Source organism: Streptomyces sp. NPDC058239 (genome assembly GCF_042882185.1).
Classification (GTDB): Bacteria; Actinomycetota; Actinomycetes; order Streptomycetales; family Streptomycetaceae; genus Streptomyces.
Map to the genome: position 1 here is coordinate 36339 of NZ_JBHVWS010000047.1, position 20376 is coordinate 56714.

Genomic DNA, 20376 nt, shown 5'->3' on the forward strand with positions numbered 1-20376 from the left:
GGGTCTGCCCCTTTGAGGCCGAGCGTGCCGAATGGGTCGTCCATGCAGTCGTGGAGCGGAAGTCCGGGGCCTGGTCGGCGGCCAGGAACCGGAACGCGATGTCGTCGACGCACTTGCGCTCGATCGCCCGTGAGGAGCGCACCCCGGTGGTGTAGCCGTAGATCAGCAGGCGCAGCATCAGGCGTGGGTCGTAGGGCGGGTAGCCGCGCTTCTCGGTGTAGTCGGACCGGATTGCCGTCAGGTCCAGCACGTCGTCGACCAGGTCGGCGACGAACCGGGCCAGGCGGCCCTCGGGAAGCCAGTCGTCCAGCGACGGGGGCAGCAGCAGGACCTGGTGCGGGTCGAACGCCCTGAACCTCTTGTCCACCGCCGCCGGACGGCCCTGCGGCTGCTTCTTCTCGACCGGCTCGACCTCGAACAGCCCATCCCCACCACGTATACCGCCATCATCCCGCATCAATGATCACGAACCACATGCAGGGTGTCGGCGTACTCGCCAAAGTTGCTCGGCCAGGTACGCGGGAAACGTGCCCACAGGGAAGTGGGCGTGGAGGCTGAAGGCAAGGTCCGGCCGTCGGCGGCTCAAGGAAGGATGATGACCTTGCCTCGGATCCGGCCAGCCTCGCTGAGGCGGTGGATGGCGCCGAGGTCGGCCAGCGGGCGTGACTCGCTGATGTCGATGGTGACCACGGCCGCGTCGATGAGCTCCACCAGCGCCGACAGATGCTCCACATCATTGCGGGCGACCATGTGCATCGCAGTCACCTCGGCATCGGCAGGCGGCTCGATCGGGGTGGCGATCGAGACGATCCGCCCGCCCGGCCGTACTAGCGGCGCCAGAGCTGTGGCGTCCGGCCGGCTCAGCGGGACCAGGTTGAGCAGCGTGTCCACTGGGCCATCGAGCGCGGCAACCACCGGCGTGGCGGTGTAGTCGATCACTTGGTCCGCCCCCTGCCGCCGGACTGCCTCGGCGCTGCGGGCGCCGGCCGTGGCGATCACCTCGGCTCCCGCGTACTTGGCGAGCTGCGTCACGAAGCCACCGACGCCTCCGCCCGCACCGTTGACCAGTACCCGCTGACCGGCGGCTACCTGCCCATGCTCGAACACCGCCTGCCACGCCGTGAGACCGGCCACGGGAACGGCCGCAGCGTTCGCAAGAGGGATGGAGGCGGGAGCCGCGATCAGCGTGGCCACGGGCGCCCGTACGTACTCGGCGGCCGCACCCGCGCTGTCGAGCCGCCCGATGACCCGGTCGCCGACGGTGAACCCCTCCGCACCCGCGCCGATCTCGGCGACCGTGCCGGCGACGTCCCATCCGAGCGTGTAGGGCAGGTCCAAGGGAAAGAACGCCCGCAGCAGTCCGCCCCGCAACGCGGCCTCGGTGGGGTTGAACGAGGTCGCGGCGACACGGATGAGCACTTCACCTGATGCAGGCTGAGGGCGCTGAACGTCGTCGTAGCGGATCACCGACGCGTCGCCGTACTCGTGGATACGTGCGGTCTTCATCTTCATGCCGCGAATCTACGACCTCACTTGGAGACGATCCATGCGGCAGAGTGCCCAGTTCATGCGCGTACGTCTCGCCGCGTAGTCTCACCGCATGGATGTGCTCAGTGACGTCATCGCGGTGATGCGGACCGGCCGGCCTCGGTCGGCGCACGTGCGGTGGCATGCCCCGTGGGGGCAGGAGTTCGCCTCCGTACCGGGGTCGGCGGGCTTTCAGGTGATCCTGCAAGGCTCCTGCTGGCTGCTCCCTCCAGACGCAGAGCCCGTCCCGCTGGGCGTGGGCGACGTGGTGTTCCTGCCCCACGGCAGTGGGCACACCCTGGCCGACAGGCCCAAAACCCTGGCGACGGCCCCCGCCTGCGGCCCCGACGACCCCCGATTGTCCGAGCCCTATGCGTCGGACAGCATCGACCGGACCGGAGACGGCGGTCCGGTCACCGTCGTGCTCTGCGGGACCTACCAGCTCGACCCGTCCCGCACCCACCCGCTGCTGCGCGACCTGCCTGACCGGATCCACCTCCCCGCGCACCCGGATCGCCACCCGGAACTGCGCTCGGCCGTGGGGCTGCTGGCCGCCGAACTGGAGCACCCGCGCCTCGGCACGGACGCGGCCGTCCCCGCGCTCCTGGACACACTGCTGCTGTACATCCTGCGCATCTGGTTCAACGAACAACCCGCCCGGGGCAACACCACCGGCTGGGCCGCCGCGCTCAACGACCCGCCGGTCACCGCCGCCCTCCACGCCATCCACCGGGCCCCGGCAGCACCGTGGACAGTGGCGAAACTCGCCGCGGAAGCGGGGCTGTCCCGCGCACCGTTCGCCAGGCGCTTCGCCACACTGATCGGCCAACCACCCCTCAGCTACCTGACCTGGTGGCGGATGACCACGGCCGCGCGCCTGCTGCGGGCATCGGACGCACCATTGAAATCCGTCGCCGCCCAGGTGGGCTACGCCTCCGAGTTCGCCTTCGCCAACGCGTTCAAGCGCACGCACGGGACAGCCCCCGGCACGTTCAGACGGCGGAGCTGAATCCAGTGCAGGCGTCCTGGGCACGCTCAGCTGTACGTCCGGGCATATCCGGGGCTCTGGCAAGATTTTCGTAGCCGGAGATCACCTTGGCTTGGGTGCCGACCCGGTCACGTTCGCTTGAGGTGATAGAGGTTGGGAGCGTCCGGGTCCCCAGCAAGGTAGTAGGGCTGAAGCCCTTTCTTGGTCCGCTCCATGCAGAACTTCCAGGTGTAACGGCCTATCGGAGTGTGCGGTGTGGTCGTCCACTCGTCGATGTCCCTGGGGGGACGCTGTATTTGCCCCGTCACATTGGTGATGGAGATCTGGACTGCCGGGGCACCACCAATCGTCTCTCCGCTGGCCCCCTTGATCAGCTGCCAGGTCCCGGTACCAGACAGACCCCAGCCTTCGTCGAAATCCCAGTCCTCGCCTCCGGGATTCCTCACCACGGCTCGGCCATCCCTCTCCAGGGCCACCTCCGCGCCGTCGGGGCCGCTCCAGTCTCCAGCGAGTTCTCTGGCCGAAACGTTATGGACGGTCGGCAGACTGGGATAGAAGAGCGCCCCACAGCCGCTGGCGACCATGACAAGAATCATCGCCGGGCCCATTGCCAACCATCTTCCCCGCCTGCGATTGCCCATCATGCCCCCAGCTCGATGCCACTCCAGCAGAAATGAACATGTTCAGAATAGCTTCCGCGGCGCCAGTCTGGGGTTCTCGAACTAACGAGTCACCCTTCATCCCTGCACGCCCTGTTGCCAGTGCGCGTTTTTTGCACGTGCGGAACATTGGGTGGGAGCTATCCCGGGGTGAATGGTCAAAACGGGCCCACCTTCCTGGTCGGCCGGTCCGCGTAGCGGCGGCGGAGCTGGGCGATCAGGACGACGCGTTGGCGGAGTAGTGGGATGCCGGCGCGTCCGGCCATCAGGCGTTTTTGCAGCTTGATGTCGGTGATGCGTCCTTCGTTGACTCCGGAGTTGTAAAGGGTGGTGATGCCCTGGGCGACAGCATGGCGGTCTTCGCGCAGGGCTCGGGCGAGGCCGGCGAGAGGGGCCAGTCCGTTGTTTGCGAGGTCGTTCAGCCAGCCTGGCATGGGTGTGGCGTCGCGGTTGTCGAGCATGGTGGCGAATCGGCGGACCAGGTCGTGGGTGTGCCTGAGCTCGGGGCAGTGATCGAGGAGCCGGGGCAGGCGGTCGTTGATGTGGCGGTTGCGGCGGTGCGGGTGGGTGGTGATCCAGCGGGCGGCTTCGCGTGGGGAGGGCGGCCGCTCGCGTGGCTCATCCAGTGGCAGGCCCCGTCGGAGGGGTGCGACGGCCATTTTCACCCGCTGGTAGTGGCCGAGGTAACCCTTGCCCTGGAGTTCCTCGTGCAGGATCTTCGCGCTGTGCTGTCCCTCGTCCCAGCGTTGTTGCAGGTGGTCGAGGTAGGGGTCCAGGGTGGAGGGCTTGTGGGGCGGGCGGCGCATCACTTCCTGCCAGGTACGGGCTCGGGCGTACTTGCGTACGGTGCGGCGGTCCAGGCCGAGCTCCCGGGCCACGGAACTGTGGCTCCGGCCGCTGCGGGCCAAGGCGTGCACGGCCTCGAACAGCCTTCGGGCATGCCGCCCGGCCCGGGTGTCCGCCGCGGTGTTCCCGGTGGCCTCCTCGACCGGTGCGGGACCGGTCTCCCTGTCCGGTGGCAGGGCTGCGGCCAGGCAGCCGCGGTGGGCGGAGGCAATGTCCTGAACGCGGCGGGAGAGGGCCTGCCAGAGGTGGAAGCGGTCGCTGACCTGCACGGCGTCGGGTGCGCCAGCGGTGATGCCCTGCCGGTAGGTGAGGGAGCCGTCGCGGCAGGCGACCTCGACCCCCGGGTGCTCACGGAGCCAGCGGCTGAGCTGTTCCGCGTCGCGTCCCTCCCGGAGGGTGAGCGGGAGCCGGGTGGTGGCGTCGACCAGGAGGGTGCCGTAGGTGCCGCTGTAGAGCGCGAAGTCGTCCACCCCCCCAGCACTCGGGGTGTATCCAGTAGTGGAAGCGGCACCCGCATCAGCTGGGACAGGACCGTGCACTGTGAGAGCGTGACGTTCAGGATCCGCAGCATCCGGGCACCGCCGCGGCCGGCCAGCACCACGCCGACAGCCTCCACCCGGCCCTGCAACTGGGGTGTGCGCCGCTGGTAGCGCACGGTCAGCCCCGGCACTTGCTCGGCAAAGGTCACCTTCGGGCAAGTCGGGCTCTCGCAGTACAGGCGCCGTACGGACAACTCGATGCGCAGAGGCCGGCCTCCGAGAGTGACGTCGGCGAGGCGCCGAACATAACGGCTGTGACACCACGCGCTGAGCTGGCCGCAGCCCGTACATCCCGCGGGAGCACCGGATCTCGTGCGGGCGCGGACCGCCACGACAGCATCGGAGACGTCGGCCGAGACCACCAGCACATCGGCCAACTGTGGTAACAGACTTGCCAGTTCAACAGAGCACAGCCACAGGCTGCCCGCTACGCGGACCGGCCGACCCTCACACCGAGATGATCTCCGGCTACGAAAATCTTGCCGGAGCCCCGCAAGCGCTCCGCGGAGTACAGAGTTATGTGCACCAGTCTTGACGCGAAGGACAGTACAGGCGGTCGGCTGAGATGGGGCCGGGCCGGCAGGCTGCGCTTGTGGCCCTCAACATGCCTGGACGCCGGTTGGGCCGAAACCACCCCCGCGCAGACCAGGGAGGCTGCCGTTCTCCAGTGCTGACGGCCTCGGAACCGGCCCCATCTCGCCCAACTCTAAACGCGGGGTCTGACAAGGACCGCTTGAACCAAGCTCATGCTGCGTCGTCTCGCTCTCGTTCGATCGCGGTAAGTCGGTTCTTGAGGCGGTAGCTTGGGCCGTTGACAGGAATGACTCCGCAGTGGTGGAGGAGGCGGTCGAGGATGGCCATGGCCAAGACCTCGCCGCCGAACACCTGTCCCCATTCGCTTAAGGTCCTGCAGGACCGGCCCGCCGCCCAGGCACCGTGCCGGCCCGGATACGACGACGCACGACGTGGCCCCGCACCCAGTGCCACAGCAACGGGTACATGCACCCGTATGGCACGTGAACAGATTCGGTGGCCCGCCGTCGTGGATCGCGCCCGCCAGATCGTGGAGGGCTACAAGGGCGGCGTCACGCTGCGCCAGGTCATGTGATCGGCGAGGCTGTCGTCGTCTGTTCCGGGAACCGTCTCATCGGAAGCCTGGTCCGGGTACTGCGGGCTGTCTGGGTGCCCGCTGTGCGAGCAGGGCCGTCCGGGCACACCATTGTGGGAAGCTCACGTCTGCCGCGCCCGAAGGCTGTCTGGGCTCGCCAAGTACCTTCTGGTGCAGGCGTGTTGGAATGCCTTTATGGTCACTTCCGCTGACGGAACCACGCGCCTGAGCCCGGACGAGTTCGCGCACCGCCTGCGTGCCGAGATCGAGCGGCTGAGAGACGAGGCGACGCGCCAGAGGAAAATCGCCCACCGTCGGGCCGAGTTCTGGGCCAAGGCGGACATCGCCCTCGGTTTACCCGCGGCCCTGCTCGCGGGAGCGGCGGGAGCGGCAGGAATGGCCTCGGCGGACGTGCGCGTTCCCGCCGCCCTCGCCGCTCTGGCCTCTGCCGGGTTCGCGGCGGGAGCGGGCTTCCTGCGCAGCGACGCCAGGCGCCGCGCCAACAAACGCGCCCGGCACGCATGGGCCTCGGTCGAGGCCAGGGCCATGGTGGCACTGACCCAGGAGCACGTGTCCCACGAGGCCCTTGGCGACCTGCTGGAATGCCGCCAGGCTGCGCTGGCGGCCTACGACGGCGAGGAGCCCCAGCCTGGGTCGTCGTGATCCGCAGCCCTTCGGTTGCAAGATCGGCTGCACCCATGGCGGGACACCATCCGGTCATGCGCAAGCACGCTCTCGCTGAGAACGGCGGTTCCACCGAGACGGGGGAGAGGCTGCGGAACCTGACCGCCAAGGGCTTGGAGGCCGCCTCCTGCGAGTTGGGGCGTCCGGTGACGGAGATGGGGCTCCACCGCACGCGGCGCCGGCTCCTCCGGCGCCTCCCACCCCATGGCCGTCAACGAGACCGTGATCGCGATGCTGCGCCCGAAGCCGAACATGACCAAGCTCGCCGAGGATCCGCCCGAAGTTCGGGCAGCCGCCCAGGCCGACATCGTCCTCACCGACGACGACTGGATCCGCATCGCCCGCCGCCTGCCCGACCTCACAGCCCTGCTGCTGTGGATGGACTACCCCCCCCGTGTCACTCCGGGACTCGTCCGCACCCGCATCAAGGCTCTGATCCGCCAGACCGGCCAGGCCCTGCTGGTGATCACCGACTACGTCCAGCTCATGTACACCGACCAGCGCAACTCCCGGCAAAGCCCGTACGAGCGCGTCAGTGAGGTCAGCCGCGAACTGAAAATCATCGCCGAGGAGACCGGCGCGGTCATCATCTGCTGCGCACAGCTCAACCGCGGCTCCGAGCACCGGGAAGGCAAGCGCCCGCAGACATCCGACCTGCGCGACTCCGGGCAACTGGAGCAGGACGCGAGCGGCATCATCCTGCTGCACCGCGAAGACGCCTACGACCCCGAGAGCCCTCGGGCCGGCGAGAGCGACCTCATCCTCAGCAAGAACCGCAACGGGCCTACCTGCACGATCACCGTCGCCCACCAGTTCCACTGCTCGCGCCTGCGCGACATGACCCCGGAGAACGACTGACCTGTAGGGTCTCAAAAGCCTTGGCAGAATCTCACGGCAGTTGGCAGATGGATGGCAGAAATGCCACTGCCATGAGACTTGCAGTTCAGGGGCTTCACTCGTTTGGGTGGCTCGGGCGGTAGTCCGGGTCACCCAGGGGGTGTCACCCGCGGAGCATATGGCCCGTGACTCCCGGACGGGCGCTCAGCGCCTCGTCTCGTACCTGGTCAGGATCACCCCGCAGGGAAGCGTCCGCGTCTCCACCAGGTTCAGGTTCACCCAGTTGTCCAGCGCGGTGAAGAACGGCGTGCCGCCGCCCACCAGGACCGGCGCGGTGGCCAGCACGTACTCGTCAATCAGCCCGGCCCGCATGGCCGCCCCGGCGAGCGTCGCGCCGCCGATGTCCATCGGGCCGCCGTCCTCGGCCTTGAGCCGGGTGATCTCGGCGACCGCGTCGCTGGTGACCAGGCGGGTGTTCCAGTCGACCTTGTCGATCGTCGAGGAGAACACCACCTTCGACATGTCCCGCCAGCGGCGGGCGAACTCGATCTCCGCCGGGGTGGCGTTTGGCTGCTGGTCGCCGGTCGGCCAGTAGGAGCTCATTGTCTGCCACAGTTTGCGCCCGTACAGCGACAGGTCGGTCGCCTGCAACTGGTCGGACCAAAACTGGAACAGCTCGTCGCTCGGCACGCTCCAGCCGATGTCGTCGCCGGGCGCGGCGATGTAGCCGTCCAGGGTCAGGTTCATGCCGTAGATCAGTTTCCGCATGGCGCCAGCCTTCCGTGAGACGGTCTCACGCGTACAGACCGGCGCGGCGCGGGAAACTCATCGGTGCGCGATCTGAGCCCACATGTAGTCCTCGTGCTCGGTGGCTCAGCCGCAGACTCATCGTTCCGCCGAGGAAATGGCAGCGATCTGAGATTGATCTTGGGTGGCATCGCGGTGAGACAACAGAGAACCAGCAGGTCACAGAAGATCGACATGTCATCGGCGGCGAGACCCTACATGACCGATCCGGCCTCGCCGCGACCAGTAGCCCATGAAGCCCCTGAGGGGTTCTCTCGCTGACGATCTGCCACTCCGGAGTCCATCCCGGTCGTCCGGGGTGGAGATCGGCGCCCAGCGGCCAGCACGGACGATCGTCCGGTAGCGGTCAACCCGCCGTACACCCCCACCAGCAACGAACCAGGAGAACGGTGGAGTTCACCGACATCGACTGCTCGTGACCGACTTCGTCAGAGAAGGGCGCTCACCGTGGATTGTCAGTAGGGGGCGGTAAAGTACCTCCGCTCACGGAGGCTGCCGCTGTCCGTGCGTGTTCGCCGCATGTGAAGTCGCGACAAAGGCGGCCTATTTGACACTCACTCGGGTGTGCCAACCCTCACTCTTGAGTGTGATATCCGCCACTTGTTGAGTCATGAATTAGGGGGGTGAGCTGCCACCTTGCACGTTCTCGCCGGAAAACTGCGCAGATCAACATGTGGGCGCTGGTCGCGTTCTTGAGTCATGGCAGGCAAGATGGGCAACGTCGCACTACGGGAGATGTGGCGCACGTCACATAGCGACGTTTAGCTTGTGTACGCGACAGTAATAAGCAACGGCAAGGCGAAGGCCCCACCCACCGCTCGCGACGCTTGGGGCGAGGCCTTCTCTGCACCGTCTGCAGCGTGGCCCCGGCCTTTAGGTCGGGGCCTTCGCGTTGTCAGCCCAGCAAGTCTCATCCGTGTTTGATGAGCGAGCCGATCGGACCGAGCCAGCGGATCCACCTGTAGTGGCGATCCGCCTTCGTGCTGCAGCAGCAGTACCCGTCAGGCTTGTGAGTCATGGGGCTGCCCCTCTCTGGGTCCGCGACCTTCGCGAACTCCGCGGAGGCCAACGAGGGGGCTTGGACCCCAGGGGTAGGCGACAGAGTGCCCGCGCTCGGACCGGGGTGCCGCTCCCTCCAATCGCTGCCGAAGCACCCCACACGCGACACGCAGTGCCACTCTGAGTAGAACAACAAGATCAAATGAGTCACCGTCACGGGGCGGCAAGGCCCCTGCCTGCAAAGTCACCTGACGGTGCATTGGGAACACGGTGCCGGTTCCGCCCGGAAGAGTCGCGTATCTCACACCACAACCGTTGAACCGGGCGGCTCTCCGGCCCCTACCTGCCCGGCGCCGTCCAACTTGATATCGCCCCCGAACGCGCACGCCGCCCCGGTCAGTCGTCGGGGGTGGTGTTGACGGCCGTCTGTACGCCGATCTGAGCGCACGTCAGCCACCGCGGGTCCGGGCCCGGGGCGGTTCGTGTTCGGCCTGCAGGTCGTCGTACAGCGGCTCACGGCCCGTCAGGTGGCGTTGTCAGGTTGATTGGTGGCCTTCTCAGGCGGCGTGATCACCGTCTGGTCGAATCGCTGGAGGGGCTGTCCGTGGTGACGCCGTCGTACCGGGGTTTCCGCTTCCCTCCGGAGGTCATCTCCCACTGCGTGTGGCTGTACCACCGCTTCAACCTGAGCCTGCGCGACATCGAGGAGCTGATGCTCGAGCGCGGCATCGAGGTCAGCCACGAGACAGTCCACCAGTGGACGCGCCGGTTCGGCCCGGCTTATGCCGCTGCTCTACGTCGGCGCCGTCCGGGGCCTGGTGACAAGTGGCACTTGGACGAGGTGTTCGTCAAAATCAACGGCGTGCAGCGGTACCTGTGGCGGGCCGTGGGCCAGCACGGGAACGTGCTCGACATCCTGCTGCAGAACCGGCGGGACGAGGCCGCGGCCAGGCGTTTCTTCCGGAAGCTGATGAAGAAGACCCGGTCGGTGCCCCGGGTGATCGTCACCGACAAGCTCCGCTCCTACGGCGCCGCCCACCGCCACGAGATGCCGTCGGTCGAGCACCGCTCGCACAAGGGCCTGAACAACCGGGCCGAGAACTCCCGCCAGCCGACGAGGCAACGCGAGCGCGCGATGAAAGGCTTCCGATCGGTGGGTGCCGCACAACGGTTCCTGGCCGCGTTCAGCGGCATCTCACCCCACTTCCGACCCCGCCGTCACCTCCTCACCGCCCCGAACTACCGCGCCGAGATGATCAACCGCTTCGTGATCTGGGACCAGATCACCGGCACGTCGCCAGCCTGCCCGCCGTAGCCTGAGCCGCTGTCACCACCGAAGCCGAAACGCGTCGAACCGGCTCACACCCTCGAGCACTCGCTCAACCTGACAAAGCCCTCGGGATATCTCCTCGCGCTCGCTGCTGGTCAGATGGAGCTCTGACCGCTGCTGCGGAGTGAGGCGAACCCCGCCGCTCTGGTACAGAAACCGGGCGGACATGGTGCATCGGCGCACCAAGCGCCCGCCCCATCAAGCTGAACGACTGCCCCTCGCGCCAGCGTCGCCAGATCTCATCCTGTTGAGCCGGCGAGAACCCGTAGTCACGCACCTGTGCCTCCACGACCACGTGATCACCGGGGGTGGTGCGTTGATCACTTGAGGGTGCCTTTGTTTGTGGAGTAGTGGTCGGGGCAGAGGTGAACCAGCGACTGGGCGATACCCGGTTCCCATGCTGTACTCAGCTTTGAGGCGATCGGAGAGTGAGTGACCAGATGATCGAGCGTTCCCACCGCTCGGTGGCAGCGAGTCCGCCGTCCTGTGCCGATCCCGTCTTCGCCGAGGCGATGGATGCACGCCTGTGGAGGTGAGCGCGTGAGTTCTGAGGGGTTTCAGCACGTCAAAGTCGGCGACATCGATATTGCCTACGTTGAGTCCGGCCAGGGTGAACCGCTGGTTCTGTTGCATGGCGGGGAGAGCCATAGGGGGCAGTTTGATGCCTTCCGCCCCCTGTTAGGCGCTGGAATCCTGGCCATCGGCTTCGACCAGCGTGACACCGGCGACACACTCAACGGGCCCGAGCCGTACGACATCGTTCGGCAAGCTGCTGACTGCGCCGACTTCCTTGCCGCGCTGGGATTTGAGCGCGCGCATGTTATGGGAGTGTCGTACGGCGGAGCGATCGCCATGCAGCTGGCGATCCACTACCCCCAGCGGGTCGCGTCTCTCATACTGTCAGGCGCCACCCCGAGCTGGACCATGACCGAGAGCCTTGGTGACCGCATCGCCGCCATGGGGCCGGACGCGCGGGCGCAGTTCGTGCTGGACCTGCTCCTCACACCCGAGGGGCAGGCGAACGACCCGCAGCTCGTCGCCGACACCAAGCGCGCCCTGCGGGGGCGTCCCGTAGACGCCGACGCACGCCGCATGACAGCGATTCAGAACCACAACTGCACTGCCCGGCTGCATGAAATCACGGCTCCTACTCTCGTGCTGCATGGCGCGGAGGACCCCATCGTCCGGGCTCAGGTCGCCGAACTCATGGCATCGGAGATCCCTGGCGCACGTCTGGTGATCCTGCCGCGTACTCGGCACGGCATCACCTTCGAGGCCCGTGAGCAGGCCGCACGCCTGGCGCGCGACTTCGTGCTGAGCCATGCCGTGGGTACAGTCAGCACCGGAAACGGAGGCTGACAGGAGCGGTCACTGCGCGGTCGGACGTCGTTGCGGTTGGCGGAAGCCGAGTTGGCGCTGTATCGGCCTTGCGCGGCCTCCCGACGTGCCTCACGGAGCACGGACCACTCGGCGAAGGGGCGGATGACCCGGCGGCGGGCCGCCCGCAGGTGAGCCCCCCAACCGTCACGGTCGTCGCCGAAGCGCGCACACGCCGTCCCTGGGCGGCACGCGAGCGGCTGACCGAGAAAGTGCCCCGCCACCCCCGGCCTGCGCACCTTGCGCGCGTGGGACACCACAGCTGAGCATCACTACGCGGGCGAAGGGACGTCGAGGTCGTCATCGTTGAGCACGGTGCGCGCGGCCTCGACGAACTGCCTTACTGCCACCGTGACTCGGTTCCGGTACTCGCAGACCCCCTCGAAGTCCTCGTAATCAGGAAAGGCACCAAGGTCCCCAGGGATGTGGTGGAGGGCGATCTCCATTTCCCGGGTCGGCTCGACCATCGCCTCCGGCCCCGCCAGGCGCACGCGCGCGAGCTCCTCGATCTGACCCGGGACGCGACGGAACTTTCCAACGGGGTATGGATGATCGCCTCCGACCTGGCCGCCCTCCAGAAGCCGCTGGACCTCCTGTCAAGCGTGGCACACGACGTATCCAGTCCGGAGGGCCACGGCGCTCTCCAGCGCCGCCGGGAGCCGCTGGACGTCGCTCAACGCAGCCTCGTGGCACGGGTGGAAGCGCTGGAGGCCTGCGCGCGCCGGGTGCGTGCAGTGGACGCCGCACTCGCTGAAGCTGAGGCACTCCACCGCTTGGCTTCCGACGACAGCGCCCTGGATGCACTGAGCCGTATTTCTGGAAACAACCATGCGCACTCGCTCGACGCAGGCTCCACACGCAACCTGGACACCCGAGCCGCCCTGGCCGAAGCCCTCGATGCTGCCCGCACGGCTGCCGGACGCTTGAGCCGGACCTCCTGAGGGGCGAGCCAGACCTCGGCTGCCCCCGCCCATCATTGTTGACTGGATCAACAGCCCATTGAAGCTGCCGGACCGAGCGTTTCGTACGAAGTAGTGGACGCCGCCCGGCGTTCCGTTGGCGGCGCTCGTCGCTCGGGGCCGGGACGCGCACGCCGCCCGCATCTGGCTCCCGCTCGGGCATAGCAGCTGAGAGCCGTACTACACCGCGGCGGAGGAACAGGCACAGATCGGCGGCGATCTGTACGCGGCCACCCGCACCTCGGCCGGAACCAGGCTGATCATCGGGGGCGCGAGGGGCAAGGGCCTGACCGCGATCGGAGATGCCGCGCTGCTGCTGGGTGCATTCCGGGCGGCTGCACACCGGCAGTCCTCCTTGCCCGACCTCATGGCCTACCTGGAGAACAGCGTGTGCTGGAGCATGGTCGAACCCACCGAGTCGGAGCAGGAAGGGGAGTGCTTCATCACCGCCGCAATCATCGACATCCCCGACGCAGGTGAGAGGGTGGAGATGATCAGCTGCGGTCACCCGCCCCCCTTGCTCCTACGCGACGGACAGGTCATCGCACTCGACGCCACCCGCCCCGCGCTGCCACTGGGCCTGGGCGAGCTGACCACACCCCAGTACCAGGTGGACACCTTCGCCCTGGAGCCCGCAGACCTGCTGCTGCTCTACACCGGCGGCGTGATAGAAGCCCGGGACTCCGGCAGAGTCTTCTACCCGCTGGCCGAACGTGCAGCCTCCCAGGCACCCGACAGCCCCCGGGCCCTGATCCACCACCTGCGCGCCGACCTTCTGGCCCATGTGGGCGGGCACCTGGGCGACGATGCCGCCATGGTCTGCATCCAGCGCACCCCGGGGCCCGGGTCGGGGTCGTCGTAGTCGTGGCCGTAGACCCGGCCGCGCAGCAACTGCTCATCCACGTTCATCCGTCCAGACTCCCGGACGCCGGCGACAGCGCGGGCTTTCCCAAGGCTCCCTTGGGCTTGCCTGCGCTGCCGACTTGCCCGGGTCAGGTGCGGAAGCGGGCCAGGGCGGCGTCCTGGTGGGGGTGCCGGCGAAGGGCGACGAAGTCGTTGTGCGCTGTCTCGATCGCTTCGGGGTGGGCCTGGGCTTTGCTCGTGTTCGGCGAGGGCACGGCAGATGCCGGCGACGCCGGGACTCTTCCCCTTGCGCTTGCAAGTGGGGATGATCAGGTCGGGCCGGATCTGCTCGACGGACTCGCCGCCGGAGCGGCGGCGGAGCACGGTGTGCAGCATGTCGTCGGTGATGACAGGGGGTCGGCCGCCGTGCGGGGCGTTGGTGCCCCCGGTCTTGAAGTGACCGGCGTCGCCACACCTCGCGGCCGGGGCGGCACTGACCTCCAGCACCGGGGCGACGATGGCCGGCTGCAGGCCCAGCCCGCAAGCACGCGCCTCATATCCACGCGTGCGACTGATGCTCTGAATATGACACATATGGCATGCGTGGAAAAATGGGATGCATGGTCGTTGGTCCTGGCGAGAACTTCTTTGCTGAACCCTCGGCTGGGAGGGCTCGAACCAGACGAGAGGAGTGCATCATGATCGCCAAGCTGCTCGGCAAGCTGTCCTTCACCCGCCACTACGGTGCGTACGGGGAACACGACTGGGGTGCGTAAGGCCGCGACGACCGGGTCTGACCGCACTGCCGACGGGAGCCCCCGGGCGCCCGCCGGCTCCTAGTCACGCTGCCGACGATTTCGGCCTGGCCAGGTACGAGAGTCAGGGGCGATCTCATGGGCCGAATGAATGAGCCGCCGCGGTTGCCCGAAGGCAGCTTCGCGGCCTGGAGCCGCGACCGGCTAGGGCTGGCGCGCCGTGGCGCCGAGGAGTGCGGGGACGTCTGGCAGCTGGAGCCGGGTGTCTACGTAGCCGCTACGGCCGGGCCGTGTGAAGCAGTCCTGCACCGCGCGCAGGACTTCCCCAAGCCACCCTCGCCTCTCTTCCCGCCGTTGAAGCGGTCGAGCGGAGCACCGACGCCCGAGGAGCGTGCGCACGCTCACGCCGCCCGCATGCGCGGACTACGCCCGCAGGCGGTTGCAGCCCGGATCGGTGAGATCGCGCCCAGGACCGCTCAATTTGCTGACCAGTGGCCCACGGGCCAGGACGTCGAGATTCTGCCCCCGGTCCGGCACGCCCTGGCGGAGATCGGCGTGCGCTACCTCTTCTCCGAAGACGCTCCCACCCTGCTGCCCTTTGCCTCACAGCTCTTCCTGGCCCGGGAGGTGCTCGTACGCCCCTCGCGCTGGGTATGGCCGCCCTGGGTCCCCACACCGGCACGGCGGTTCCGCACACGGCAGCAAATCGCCTTCGTTGACGCTTTGCGGCCCATCGTCCGCCGACGCCGTTCATCGGGCCGGCTCGGTGACGACGTGCTGGGACAGATGCTCCGGCCCTCCTCCCGCTATGGCCTACTGCCGGAAGAGGCCGTCCTCGACCCTCTCCCCGGAATCACCGTCGCCACCTTCGAGACACCTTCCCGGGCAGCCGGATGGATTCTGCTCCACCTGGCCCGGTACCCCCAGGCAGCGGGCCGCGTCGCGGCCGAAGCCGCCTTGCTGCCCGCAGACCCGGCCGCGACGACCAGCACCCACCTCGACAGCCTGCAATACACCCAGGCACTGGTACGCGAGGTGCTCCGACTGCACCCCCCGAGCTGGCTACTGACCCGGCGCGCCAGGCGACAGACTCAGCTCGCCGACTACACCATCGACGCCGGGTCCACCGTTCTCGTCTGCCCCTACACCGCCCACCGCGACGCACGGGAACACCCCGAGCCGGACCAGTTCCAGCCCGAGCGCTGGCTCGATGATTCGGGCTCGCCGGCGAAACCCGGGGTCTTCCTCTCCTTCGGCACCGGGCCGCATGGCTGCGAGGGAGCCGCTCTGGCCATGGCGATGCTGACGCTCCTGACTGCGCAGACCGCCCGCCGCTACCACTTGAGCGAGCCGCCCGGACCAGAACCCAGCTACCGGCTCGCCACCTTCGAAGGTCTCGCAACTGTCGGCCTGCGCCTGCGCGCCACCTCGCGCAGCTGAGGGCGGTCCCGCTTTCAATCACAGGTTGCCTCCACGGCGAACCCACCCGCCTCGACTGACGGTCCCGGCTCCGCGGTGGGCGTTGCGCCCGGTCACGATGACGGACATTCCGTCGGCGGCCAGCCGCTTGGCGACCGCCCGGCCGATGCCGGACGTAGCACCGGTTGTCTTCATGCTCCACAGCCATCGGATGCACCTTCCGCATGTCCACGAATGTGCCCTCACACGGGAACGCAGCGTGGCCGCGCGGGCGCGGCTGCTGGCTGCCGCCAACGAGCTGTTCTACGCCGAGGGTGTCCAATCGGTCGGGATTGATCGAGTCATCCAGCACGCCGGAGTCGCGAAGGCAACGCTGTGCAGCGCGTTCGGCAGCAAGGACGGCCTGGTCCGGGCCTGCCTCCAGGCACGGCATGCCGCGACCGCCGAGCGCATGGCACACGAGCTCGAAGCGCGTTACGACACCCCGAAGGAGCGCCTGGTCGGCGCGTTCGAGGTACAGGGGCTGTCGTTCACCGAGCCGGGATTCCGTGGCTGCGCGTTCATCAGCGCGAGCGCCGACGCCCCGCCCCGCCCAGCGGCGTCGTCGAACAGGCCGCGCAGGACTACCGCACCTGGCCGCACGAACTCTTCTTCGACCTCGCTCAGCAGGCAGGCGCCAAGGACGCGAAGTCACTCGCCCAGCAACTGGTGGTCCTTACGACGGCGCCGGAATAAGCGCTTGGCTGGACCGCGACCCCAGCGCCGAGACATCGGGCCGCACCGTAGCCACCACCCTGGTCGACGCCGCCATCCCGAACTGAACAAGCCCACGTCGACCGTGATCGCCAACCCTCGAGCCAGACGATGGGCGTCGGGCATGGTCCGTCGCCCCGGCTCGTGCGGGCTGATGAACTGTAGGTCGTTGCGGCGCAGCGGTGGTCGATTGCGGCAGTCGCGCACGCTCCGCCGGCACCATCCCGCGGACCGCGGACGCAGCATGGGAAGACTGCGCCTCGCGTAGGTTCCCTCGATCTGTGGATACGCAACCGCAGGAAGAGGTCCGCGGCTTCGGGGTGCGGAGTTTCGGCTGGTCCGGCCGAAGGTCTATTTCGCGAACCGAATAGGTGTGAGGTCGGCTCGGGGCGCCCTGCCGGTGTCTCCACCGGTGGGCTTCCCCGAGCCGCCTCCCGAACCCGGCGTGCCCGTCTCCGGGCACCGGGCTCTTCGCAAGTCCCAGTTGACGGTGATTGTCAGGCGCTCGGCCACGGTGTGGGGCAGGGCTTCGGCGTTGTCGCCTGACGCCCGGTTTGTGATTATCCGAAGCCGAGGAGTGCGAGGGGCGACGGGGTTCGCGGGCGTTGCGGCGGAGGCCGGCCGCGATGTTCCTCGCGCCGGCTGCTCGGAGGGCTCCGATGGCGAGGTTGCGCCAGGTGGCCATCGCTCGGGGTGCGTTGCCGGTCCGTACCTGGGAGGCGTCGTTGGCGACGGTGGTGTCGCGGACGTGGTGCAGGGCCTCGATCGCCCGGTGGTCGCGGACGTGGCTTTGAACGAGTCTGTCGGCCCCACGGGAACGGCGCGGCTTGGTCATCGCAACATCCCTCAGGGCAGGTGTTGCAACGACCTATAGAACCCAAGCGTTCCTGTGGGGCCAGAGAAACCGTTCAGAACCACGGACGAGTCGGGTGAGCTGGGACGGGGTGGCCTGTTCGGCGGTCGGGCTGGTGACGGCGTAGACGGTCTTGACGGTGGTCTTGCCGGTCTTCCACTCGGATCACGGGGCGTCGAGAACCCCATGGTCTTGGAAGAGTGGGCCATCGGGGCGATTCCTGCAGCCTCCTGGCCGTGGCGAACCGTCATGAGACCGGGAAAGCACTATCTCCTGATGCCGAGGAGGTTCATCCTCAGGCAGAAAGGATCTCCATGCTTGTGTCACTCAAGCGCAGGACTGTCCTCGCTGCCGTCGGCCTCTGCGCCACCGCAGGTGTCCTGGCGAGTGCCCCCACCGCCTCGGCCTCCACTGGCAACTGGGGCTGGCCGCAGAGGTCTGGCGGAGTCCACCACGGGAGGACAGCTTTGACCACGTTCGGGATGGAGTGCTTGACGGCAGCCGGGTGCACCGCCCAGCCCGGCACAACGCTCACGTTCTCGCCTCGGGGGGGTGCGAGTGTCATCAATCCCCACAACGTGACCTTCCCCTTCATCAGAAGCGACACCGGCGCGCAGGTCGGCACCTGCGCCACCACTTCATATAGCTGGATCCAGTGCACTCTCTCGTCACCCGTGAGCGTCGCCTACCACGATAAGCTGGTCGGCAACGCCAACGGCAGCGGAGTTTCGCTGGACGTGCCCTACTACCTCCAGTGGGGGACCGCGGTGGGCGAGTTCAGCTGGTACGACCCGAACGGGATGTCGGATACTTACCCTCCCACCGAGACGATTCTCCTCGTGGTGGAGTAAGACCGACCGGCGAATGGATCACCTTAGGCGTCGGGCGGTGGGGTGGTCGTCCCAACGACAGCGGGGCGTCGAGCGTCGGATGAGCATGCGGAGCGTGACGAAAGCGGCGGCGAGGTAGAGGCAAGGCTTCGGCATAGTCACTTTTCATCCGGTTCGTGATGATCTGCCAGCTCGGCAGGCTCCGGGAATGTGACAGGCATGGGCTTCCAGGATCACGGAGTTCTCGACGCCCCGTGATCCGAGTGGAGGACCGTGCCTGCCGCCGCATCATCGCCAATCCCGCCTGCCTTTGACCAACTCCGCCAGTATCCAACGGCCGTGTGCGAGGACGTCCCGGGCCTGCTGGAGCGGCTGGGCGAGGTGCCCGACCCGCGAGATCCCCGCGGCGTGCGACACCGCTTGGCAGTCGTGCTCGCACTCACCGCGTGCGCGGTGCTGGCCGGAGCAACCTCCCTGCTGGCAGTCGGCGAGTGGATCGCTGACGCCCCGTCCTCTGTCCTGGAACACCTTGGCGTACGGCCCGATCCGCTGTGCCCGAAGCGGTGCCTTCCTGCAGAAACGACAGTACGGCGGCTACTGGGCCGCATCGATGGCGACGCGTTGGACAAGGCGGTGGGCCTCTGGCTGGCCGACAGGCGCGCCAGCGCCGACGGTCAGCTGCGCGCAGTGGCGGTCGACGGCAAGAGCCTGCGCGGAGCGGCCAAGGCCAAGGGGCGGAAGATCCACCTGCTCGCCGCCTGCGACCACGTCCGCGGCCTGGTCCTGGCCCAGCTCGACGTGGGCGAGAAGACCAACGAGATCACCTGCTTCCAGCCGCTGCTGGAGACCATCGCTGATCTGGCGGGCGTGGTCGTGACCAGCGAAGCGATGCACACCCAGCGCGAGCACGCGGCCTACCTGCTCAGCCGCAATGCGCACTACATCGTGATCGTGAAAGGGAATCAGAAGAAGCTCCGCAAGCAGCTCAAGTCTCTTCCGTGGAAGCAGATTCCGCTGCAGAGACACACCCGCGATGCCAGGCACGGCCGGGGCGAGATCCGCCGGATCAAGGCGTGCACGGTGAACAACCTGCTCTTCCCCAGGGCACGCCAAGCCGTCCAGCTCAAGCGCCGCCGAGGGGACCGCAAGACCTGCAAGATCAGCATCAAGACCGTCTACGCGGTCACCAGCCTCACTGCCGAGCAAGCCACACCCGCCGAGCTCGCGAGCTTGATCCGCGGCCACTGGAAGGTCGAGGCCCTGCACCACGTCAGGGATGTGACGTTCGCCGAGGATGCTTCCCAGCTGCGGACGGGCACCGCGCCTCGCGCCATGGCCACCTGGCGCAATCTCGCCATCGGGGCCCTCCGCCTGGCCGGCAAGACGAGCATCGCCTCCGCACTGAGGCACAACGCCCGCGACGCCCGCCGATCGCTCGCCCTGCTCGGGCTCTCGTGATCACGAACTGGACATCACGACACTTTGCCGAAGCCCTGAGGCAGGAGGTCTGTCACCAGGACTTCCGGGCAGGGTGGGGCTGGAAGCTGTGCCAGAACCCGTGACCTGTGACGTTCTGTGACAACTGGGACGGTAGGGCCAGCGTGGCTCACGTAGTCACCTGGGACTCGTCAGCTTCTTGCTTGTGCAACCCATTTCGATACCCAGGCGTCCGACCCCTTGACGGACGGCTGTCGATTACCCGGGAGGGCACGTGGCGAAGAAGGACCGGACAACGGAGGCGGCGAGGGAGAAGGACCGCGAGAAGTGGATGGCTCGTTTCCAGGTACGGCTGGCCATGCGGCCGGGCGTGGACCGGGCAGTGGTGCTCCAGGCGGTCAAGGAAGTCACGACACACTGCGCGGATACGGGAGAGCACCCGCGGACTGCTTTCGGCGACCCGGACGCCTATGCCGTGCAGGCTGCCGCGCGGCTGGTACCGGCGGACCGGGCGGCGCGCGCGAGGCGGCACGGCACCGCAGTGGACGCGCTCGGCTCCGTGACGTTCTGGACCAGGCCGACAGGGTGGTGAGCGCCCGCCTGGAGGAGCGCCAGACCGCCGACGATGTGTGTGGGCCGCTGCAAGGCATGGTCACGATGATCGATATGGCCCGCCGTTCCGCAGCCGAGGGCGATCTCGCCCAGGCGGCCACGGCCCTCGGCTACTGCGAAACGATGGCCCTGGACCTGTAGTCCTGCTTCTGGTGGTGATGGGTGCAAGACGCCTGCTGTGGACTTCTTCCGGGTGCAGCGCAGCATTCGCACG

At 67.8% G+C, this 20376-nt stretch carries 20 protein-coding genes and 4 pseudogenes; 13 read left to right on the forward strand and 11 right to left on the reverse strand.

All coding sequences use genetic code 11. From position 1 onward, the window contains the following. Nucleotides 1-52: 52 nt before the first annotated feature. Together ACFVYE_RS35585 and ACFVYE_RS35590 are read right to left on the reverse strand one after the other, a co-directional pair. Nucleotides 53-421, reverse strand: a pseudogene (locus ACFVYE_RS35585) (transposase); the annotation flags it as partial. Between the two features lie 161 nt (nt 422-582). Beyond that, nucleotides 583-1512, reverse strand: coding sequence for an NADP-dependent oxidoreductase (locus ACFVYE_RS35590; protein WP_389608209.1), 930 nt, complete (start codon nt 1510-1512; stop codon nt 583-585). Between the two features lie 88 nt (nt 1513-1600). Here ACFVYE_RS35590 and ACFVYE_RS35595 point away from each other — a divergent pair, with 88 nt between their 5' ends. After that, nucleotides 1601-2536, forward strand: a complete 936-nt coding sequence (locus ACFVYE_RS35595) for an AraC family transcriptional regulator (RefSeq protein ID WP_389608210.1) — start codon at nt 1601-1603, stop codon at nt 2534-2536. 107 nt (nt 2537-2643) lie between these two features. Here ACFVYE_RS35595 and ACFVYE_RS35600 read toward each other — a convergent pair whose 3' ends face one another. The 4 genes and pseudogenes from ACFVYE_RS35600 to ACFVYE_RS35615 all read right to left on the reverse strand — a co-directional run. Further along, nucleotides 2644-3099 (reverse strand): hypothetical protein, encoded by a 456-nt coding sequence (locus tag ACFVYE_RS35600; protein ID WP_389608211.1) that lies wholly within the window; start codon nt 3097-3099, stop codon nt 2644-2646. A 233-nt stretch (nt 3100-3332) separates the two neighbouring features. Continuing rightward, nucleotides 3333-4490 carry a transposase gene (locus ACFVYE_RS35605; RefSeq protein ID WP_389608212.1) on the reverse strand — a complete coding sequence of 386 codons (1158 nt, stop codon included), beginning with the start codon at nt 4488-4490 and terminating at the stop codon, nt 3333-3335. Nucleotides 4491-4786: 296 nt separating this feature from the next. Beyond that, nucleotides 4787-4927 (reverse strand): annotated as a pseudogene (locus ACFVYE_RS35610) (hypothetical protein); the annotation flags it as partial. A gap of 376 nt (nt 4928-5303) precedes the next feature. Further along, nucleotides 5304-5474, reverse strand: a pseudogene (locus tag ACFVYE_RS35615) (ATP-binding protein); the annotation flags it as partial. 388 nt (nt 5475-5862) lie between these two features. On the opposite strand from ACFVYE_RS35615, the gene ACFVYE_RS35620 reads away from it, so the two are divergent. Together ACFVYE_RS35620 and ACFVYE_RS35625 are read left to right on the forward strand one after the other, a co-directional pair. Further along, the gene (locus ACFVYE_RS35620) at nt 5863-6330 is read left to right on the forward strand and encodes a hypothetical protein (protein WP_389608213.1); all 468 of its coding nucleotides are present in this window, start codon (nt 5863-5865) and stop codon (nt 6328-6330) included. Between the two features lie 225 nt (nt 6331-6555). Then, nucleotides 6556-7209, forward strand: coding sequence for a DnaB-like helicase C-terminal domain-containing protein (locus tag ACFVYE_RS35625; RefSeq protein WP_389608214.1), 654 nt, complete (start codon nt 6556-6558; stop codon nt 7207-7209). Nucleotides 7210-7392: 183 nt separating this feature from the next. Here ACFVYE_RS35625 and ACFVYE_RS35630 read toward each other — a convergent pair whose 3' ends face one another. Further along, nucleotides 7393-7956 carry a dihydrofolate reductase family protein gene (locus tag ACFVYE_RS35630; RefSeq protein WP_389608215.1) on the reverse strand — a complete coding sequence of 188 codons (564 nt, stop codon included), beginning with the start codon at nt 7954-7956 and terminating at the stop codon, nt 7393-7395. 1642 nt (nt 7957-9598) lie between these two features. Between ACFVYE_RS35630 and ACFVYE_RS35635 the strand changes: the two genes are divergently transcribed. Continuing rightward, a complete protein-coding gene (locus ACFVYE_RS35635; protein WP_389608216.1) occupies nt 9599-10309 on the forward strand; it encodes an IS6 family transposase in 711 nt (236 codons plus the stop codon). A gap of 555 nt (nt 10310-10864) precedes the next feature. Beyond that, a complete protein-coding gene (locus ACFVYE_RS35640; RefSeq protein ID WP_389608217.1) occupies nt 10865-11683 on the forward strand; it encodes an alpha/beta fold hydrolase in 819 nt (272 codons plus the stop codon). 290 nt (nt 11684-11973) lie between these two features. On the opposite strand, the gene ACFVYE_RS35645 is transcribed toward ACFVYE_RS35640, so the two are convergent. Beyond that, nucleotides 11974-12192: a hypothetical protein gene (locus ACFVYE_RS35645; RefSeq protein WP_389608218.1), complete on the reverse strand. Its 219-nt coding sequence runs from the start codon at nt 12190-12192 to the stop codon at nt 11974-11976. A gap of 57 nt (nt 12193-12249) precedes the next feature. Here ACFVYE_RS35645 and ACFVYE_RS35650 point away from each other — a divergent pair, with 57 nt between their 5' ends. Then, a complete protein-coding gene (locus tag ACFVYE_RS35650; RefSeq protein ID WP_389608219.1) occupies nt 12250-12642 on the forward strand; it encodes a hypothetical protein in 393 nt (130 codons plus the stop codon). A 313-nt stretch (nt 12643-12955) separates the two neighbouring features. Beyond that, nucleotides 12956-13522 (forward strand): PP2C family protein-serine/threonine phosphatase, encoded by a 567-nt coding sequence (locus ACFVYE_RS35655; protein WP_389608244.1) that lies wholly within the window; start codon nt 12956-12958, stop codon nt 13520-13522. 130 nt (nt 13523-13652) lie between these two features. On the opposite strand, the gene ACFVYE_RS35660 is transcribed toward ACFVYE_RS35655, so the two are convergent. Further along, entirely contained in the window at nt 13653-13778 is a 126-nt protein-coding gene (locus tag ACFVYE_RS35660) for a hypothetical protein (RefSeq protein ID WP_389608220.1), read from the reverse strand. A gap of 627 nt (nt 13779-14405) precedes the next feature. Between ACFVYE_RS35660 and ACFVYE_RS35665 the strand changes: the two genes are divergently transcribed. After that, nucleotides 14406-15698, forward strand: a complete 1293-nt coding sequence (locus ACFVYE_RS35665) for a cytochrome P450 (RefSeq protein ID WP_389608221.1) — start codon at nt 14406-14408, stop codon at nt 15696-15698. Between the two features lie 18 nt (nt 15699-15716). Here the strand turns inward: ACFVYE_RS35665 and ACFVYE_RS35670 are convergent, their stop codons facing one another. Continuing rightward, nucleotides 15717-15872: an SDR family NAD(P)-dependent oxidoreductase gene (locus tag ACFVYE_RS35670; protein ID WP_389608222.1), complete on the reverse strand. Its 156-nt coding sequence runs from the start codon at nt 15870-15872 to the stop codon at nt 15717-15719. A gap of 16 nt (nt 15873-15888) precedes the next feature. Here ACFVYE_RS35670 and ACFVYE_RS35675 point away from each other — a divergent pair, with 16 nt between their 5' ends. Next, nucleotides 15889-16698: a TetR/AcrR family transcriptional regulator gene (locus ACFVYE_RS35675; RefSeq protein ID WP_389608245.1), complete on the forward strand. Its 810-nt coding sequence runs from the start codon at nt 15889-15891 to the stop codon at nt 16696-16698. 821 nt (nt 16699-17519) lie between these two features. After that, nucleotides 17520-18134, forward strand: coding sequence for a hypothetical protein (locus ACFVYE_RS35680; protein ID WP_389608223.1), 615 nt, complete (start codon nt 17520-17522; stop codon nt 18132-18134). An 18-nt stretch (nt 18135-18152) separates the two neighbouring features. Here the strand turns inward: ACFVYE_RS35680 and ACFVYE_RS35685 are convergent. Continuing rightward, a pseudogene (locus tag ACFVYE_RS35685) lies at nt 18153-18254 on the reverse strand (IS5/IS1182 family transposase); the annotation flags it as partial. 198 nt (nt 18255-18452) lie between these two features. Here ACFVYE_RS35685 and ACFVYE_RS35690 point away from each other — a divergent pair. The 3 genes from ACFVYE_RS35690 to ACFVYE_RS35700 all read left to right on the forward strand — a co-directional run bounded on the left by ACFVYE_RS35690 (nt 18453) and on the right by ACFVYE_RS35700 (nt 20303). Beyond that, the gene (locus tag ACFVYE_RS35690; protein ID WP_389608224.1) at nt 18453-19571 is read left to right on the forward strand and encodes an ISAs1 family transposase; all 1119 of its coding nucleotides are present in this window, start codon (nt 18453-18455) and stop codon (nt 19569-19571) included. Nucleotides 19572-19824: 253 nt separating this feature from the next. Next, complete coding sequence (locus tag ACFVYE_RS35695) at nt 19825-20142, forward strand: hypothetical protein (RefSeq protein WP_389608225.1); 318 nt, start codon at nt 19825-19827, stop codon at nt 20140-20142. Next, on the forward strand, nt 20136-20303 hold the full coding sequence (locus tag ACFVYE_RS35700; protein ID WP_382229063.1) for a hypothetical protein: 168 nt from the start codon (nt 20136-20138) through the stop codon (nt 20301-20303). The genes ACFVYE_RS35695 and ACFVYE_RS35700 overlap by 7 nt, the downstream gene beginning before the upstream one ends. The last annotated feature ends 73 nt before the right edge of the window (nt 20304-20376 follow it).

Excerpts from the sequence above, each read along its gene's own strand:
- ACFVYE_RS35590 (WP_389608209.1), bottom strand. The coding sequence starts at position 1,512 with ATGAAGATGAAGACCGCACGTATCCACGAGTACGGCGACGCGTCGGTG.
- ACFVYE_RS35595 (WP_389608210.1), top strand. The coding sequence starts at position 1,601 with ATGGATGTGCTCAGTGACGTCATCGCGGTGATGCGGACCGGCCGGCCT.
- ACFVYE_RS35600 (WP_389608211.1), bottom strand. The coding sequence starts at position 3,099 with ATGGTCGCCAGCGGCTGTGGGGCGCTCTTCTATCCCAGTCTGCCGACC.
- ACFVYE_RS35620 (WP_389608213.1), top strand. The coding sequence starts at position 5,863 with ATGGTCACTTCCGCTGACGGAACCACGCGCCTGAGCCCGGACGAGTTC.
- ACFVYE_RS35625 (WP_389608214.1), top strand. The coding sequence starts at position 6,556 with ATGGCCGTCAACGAGACCGTGATCGCGATGCTGCGCCCGAAGCCGAAC.
- ACFVYE_RS35630 (WP_389608215.1), bottom strand. The coding sequence starts at position 7,956 with ATGCGGAAACTGATCTACGGCATGAACCTGACCCTGGACGGCTACATC.
- ACFVYE_RS35650 (WP_389608219.1), top strand. The coding sequence starts at position 12,250 with ATGATCGCCTCCGACCTGGCCGCCCTCCAGAAGCCGCTGGACCTCCTG.
- ACFVYE_RS35665 (WP_389608221.1), top strand. The coding sequence starts at position 14,406 with ATGAATGAGCCGCCGCGGTTGCCCGAAGGCAGCTTCGCGGCCTGGAGC.
- ACFVYE_RS35670 (WP_389608222.1), bottom strand. The coding sequence starts at position 15,872 with ATGAAGACAACCGGTGCTACGTCCGGCATCGGCCGGGCGGTCGCCAAG.
- ACFVYE_RS35675 (WP_389608245.1), top strand. The coding sequence starts at position 15,889 with ATGCACCTTCCGCATGTCCACGAATGTGCCCTCACACGGGAACGCAGC.